The organism is Falsiroseomonas oryzae (assembly GCF_027856955.1).
Taxonomy (GTDB): Bacteria; Pseudomonadota; Alphaproteobacteria; order Acetobacterales; family Acetobacteraceae; genus Falsiroseomonas; species Falsiroseomonas oryzae.
On the sequence record NZ_JAPSMD010000539.1, the window covers coordinates 1 to 3107 of the forward strand.

General features: G+C 74.6%; 6 protein-coding genes. 4 read left to right on the forward strand and 2 right to left on the reverse strand.

Annotation, left to right across the window (positions count from 1 at the left end):
• Positions 1-312: energy transducer TonB (locus tag OZN99_RS28450; RefSeq protein ID WP_270938589.1), on the forward strand; the 312-nt coding region annotated here is incomplete at its 5' end.
• Complete coding sequence (locus tag OZN99_RS28455; protein ID WP_270938590.1) at positions 306-866, forward strand: cob(I)yrinic acid a,c-diamide adenosyltransferase; 561 nt, start codon at positions 306-308, stop codon at positions 864-866. The genes OZN99_RS28450 and OZN99_RS28455, both read left to right, overlap by 7 nt.
• 204 nt (positions 867-1070) lie before the next feature.
• Here OZN99_RS28455 and OZN99_RS28460 read toward each other — a convergent pair whose 3' ends face one another.
• Complete coding sequence (locus OZN99_RS28460; protein WP_270938591.1) at positions 1071-1694, reverse strand: glutathione S-transferase family protein; 624 nt, start codon at positions 1692-1694, stop codon at positions 1071-1073.
• Between the two features lie 106 nt (positions 1695-1800).
• Here OZN99_RS28460 and OZN99_RS28465 point away from each other — a divergent pair, with 106 nt between their 5' ends.
• Together OZN99_RS28465 and OZN99_RS28470 are read left to right on the forward strand one after the other, a co-directional pair.
• On the forward strand, positions 1801-2283 hold the full coding sequence (locus OZN99_RS28465; RefSeq protein WP_270938592.1) for a disulfide bond formation protein B: 483 nt from the start codon (positions 1801-1803) through the stop codon (positions 2281-2283).
• A complete protein-coding gene (locus OZN99_RS28470) occupies positions 2280-2831 on the forward strand; it encodes a demethoxyubiquinone hydroxylase family protein (RefSeq protein WP_270938593.1) in 552 nt (183 codons plus the stop codon). Before OZN99_RS28465 ends, OZN99_RS28470 begins: the two co-directional genes overlap by 4 nt.
• On the opposite strand, the gene OZN99_RS28475 is transcribed toward OZN99_RS28470, so the two are convergent.
• On the reverse strand, positions 2809-3107 hold a 299-nt coding region (locus OZN99_RS28475), incomplete at its 5' end, for a LuxR C-terminal-related transcriptional regulator (protein ID WP_270938594.1). The genes OZN99_RS28470 and OZN99_RS28475 overlap by 23 nt on opposite strands.

Here is a 3107-nt window from a genome sequence, read left to right on the forward strand (position 1 = left end):
GGCATCGCGGAGGGCGCGGTGGTGCCGGCCCGGCCGCTCGCGGGCCGCGCCAACGCGGCGCCGGAATACCCGCCGGCCAGCCGGATCCGCGGCGAGCAGGGGCGCGTGGTGCTGCGCGTGCAGGTGGATCCGGGCGGGCAGGCCCTGGACGCGACGGTGCTCGCCTCCTCCGGCCATGCGGCGCTGGACGAGGCGGCCGAGCGCGCGGTGCGGCGCTGGCGCTTCGAGCCGGCGCAGGAGAATGGTCGCCCGGTCTTTTCGAGCACGACGGTCGCCATCACCTTCCGCCTCGACGAGGGACGGCGATGGTGAAGCTCGACGTGATCACGACGCGTGGCGGCGATGCGGGGGACACCTCGCTCGGCGACGGGTCGCGCGTGCGCAAGGATGCGCTGCGCGTCGAGGCGTACGGCACGGTGGACGAGGCGAATGCCGCGCTCGGCCTGGTGCGGCTGCACCTGGCGGAGGACGCGGAGGCGGACGCGATGCTGTCGCGCGTGCAGAACGACCTGTTCGATCTGGGCGCCGATCTCTGCGTGCCGGGCCTGGGCGAGGACCGGCTGCGCGTGACGGATGCGCAGTGCGCGCGGCTGGAGGCGGAGGTGGCGGCGATGAACGCGCTGATCCCGCCGCTGCGCAGCTTCGTGCTGCCCGGCGGGTCGCCGGGCGCCGCGCATGCGCATCTGGCGCGCACCGTGGTGCGCCGCGCGGAGCGGCTGGTCGTGGCGCTGGCCGGCGAGGAGCCGGTGAACCCGGCGGTGGTCCGCTATCTCAACCGGCTGTCGGACCACCTCTTCGTGCTGTCGCGCCGCCTGAACGGCAACGGCGCGCGCGACGTGACCTGGACGCCGGGGGCGACGCGGTAGGCGCGGCGGCGCGGGGAGGGCGCTGCCCTCCCCGGACCCCACCCGCCAGGAGCCTAAGGCTCCTGGACCTCCGTCAGTTCAACGCCGGTCGGGAGGGGGCCGAAGTGCCCCCTCCCGACCGGCGTTCAGCTCATGGGTTCCAAGGGCCCTCTGGCCCTTGGCAGGGAGGGTTCGAGAGGGACGGCGTCCCTCCCGCCCGCCGCGTCAGACGAGCGCCCCAGCGCAGTGCGTCGCGTAGCCCGGGCGCTGCTTCAGCCGCTCGTACCATGCCGCAAGCGCCGGCATCGGCTTGCGGTCGATGGGCAGCGCGAACCAGCGATGCACATAGGGGCCGAGCGCGATGTCGGCGAGCGTCGGCTGCGCGCCGCAGACGAAGTCCTTGCCGGCGAGCTGCGCCTCCACCATCGCCCAGAGCCGCTCCGCCGCGTCGCGCGCCTTGCCCGCGGCGGCGTAGTCGCGCTCGGGCTCGGGGATGCGGACCCAGGTGAAGAAGATGGTCGTCATGGGCGCGTTCAGCGAGGCGAGCTGCCAGTCCATCCAGCGCTCCGCATCGGCCGCGGCGCGGGGATCGGCGGGCAGGAAGGCGCCGCCGCCGCGCGTGCGGGCCAGGTAGCGGCAGATGCTGTTGCTCTCCCACAGCGTGTAGCCGTCCGGCTCCTCGATGGTGGGGACCAGGGCGTTGGGATTCTTCGCCAGGTAGTCCGGGTCCTTCGTGCGGCCGAAGGCGCCGCCGGCGTCGATCCGCTCGAAGGGCACGCCCAGCTCCTCGCAGAGCCAGAGCACCTTCATGACGTTGGACGAGCTGGCCCGGCCCCAGATGCGCAGCATGGCGCGCCTCCCTCTCCCGCGAGGCAAGGAGGCTAGGCAAGCCACCGCCGCCGGTCCAGTTGCGGCGGCAGCGCGGGGCGGCGATCTTCGGCGCATGCCCTTCGCCATGCCATTCCCCTTGGGCGCCGCCCTGCTCGCCGCCGCCGCGCCGCTGCTCGCCATGGGCAGCGAGCGCTGGCCGGGCCTTGCGCCCTGCGCGCTCTGCCTGTGGCAGCGCTGGCCCTACTGGGTGGCGGCGGGGATCGCGCTGCTGGCGCTGACGCTTCCCGCCCGGTGGCGGCCTTGGGCGCTGCGTGCCGCGGCGCTCGCCGTGCTGGCCTCCGCCGCCGTCGCGGTGCTGCATGTCGGCGTGGAGTTCCGCTGGTGGCCCTCGCCGCTGCCGGCCTGCCTGGCGACGGGGGCCGGCGGTGCGACCAGCGTGGAGGAGCTGATGCGCAACCTGGCGCCGCAGCCCAACAAGCCCTGCGACGAGCCGGCCTACCTGATCCCCTTCCTGCCCCTTTCCATGGCGCAGATGAACCTGATCTACGCCCTGGCGCTCGCGGCCTTCATCTGGCGCGGCGCGGGACGGAGCAGGCGCAGGACATGACGAGGACGGGCGAGGGCAGGCTGCCGGGCGACCCCACCGCGCGGGAGATGGTGGCGCGGACCATCCGGGTGGACCATGCCGGGGAGTACGGCGCGAAGCGCATCTACCAGGGACAGCTGGCGGTGCTGGGCCGCACGAAGCACGGGCCGGTGCTGCGGCACATGCAGGCGCAGGAGCAGGTGCACCTGGACTATTTCAGCCAGGCCATCGCGCGGCGCCGCGTGCGCCCCACCGCACTACTGCCGCTGTGGCACGTGGCCGGCTTCGTGCTCGGCGCCGGCACCGCGCTGCTCGGCTCGCGGGCCGCGATGGCCTGCACCGTCGCGGTGGAGGAGGCGATCGACGAGCACTACCGCGCCCAGGCCGAGGCGCTCGGCGAGGACGAGGCGGAGCTGCGCGGCACCATCGAGCGCTTCCGCGCCGAGGAGCTGGAGCATCGCGACATCGGCCTGGAGAACGAGGCGGAGCTGGCGCCGGCCTACCGGCTGCTGAGCGCGGCGATCAAGGCGGGCTGCAAGGTGGCGATCAAGGTGAGCGAGCGGGTGTAGGCGGCGCCAGCCGCGCCGCCAGCGCCAGCAGCTCGCTCTGGCGGGACACGCCGGCCTTGGCGAAGACGTGCTGCAGATGCGTCTTCGCCGTGGTCGCGGCGATGCCCAAGGCGGCGGCGGCCTCGGCCAGCGTGTCGCCCGCCATCAGCCGCTCGAGCAGGCGCGCCTCGCTCGGCGTCAGGGCAAGGGCGCGCGCCACCGTCTCCAGGCCGGCCGGCGTGTGCGGCGGGGTGACGAAGACCGCCGCAGCGGCGCGCGGCAGCAGCCCGGGGCGCA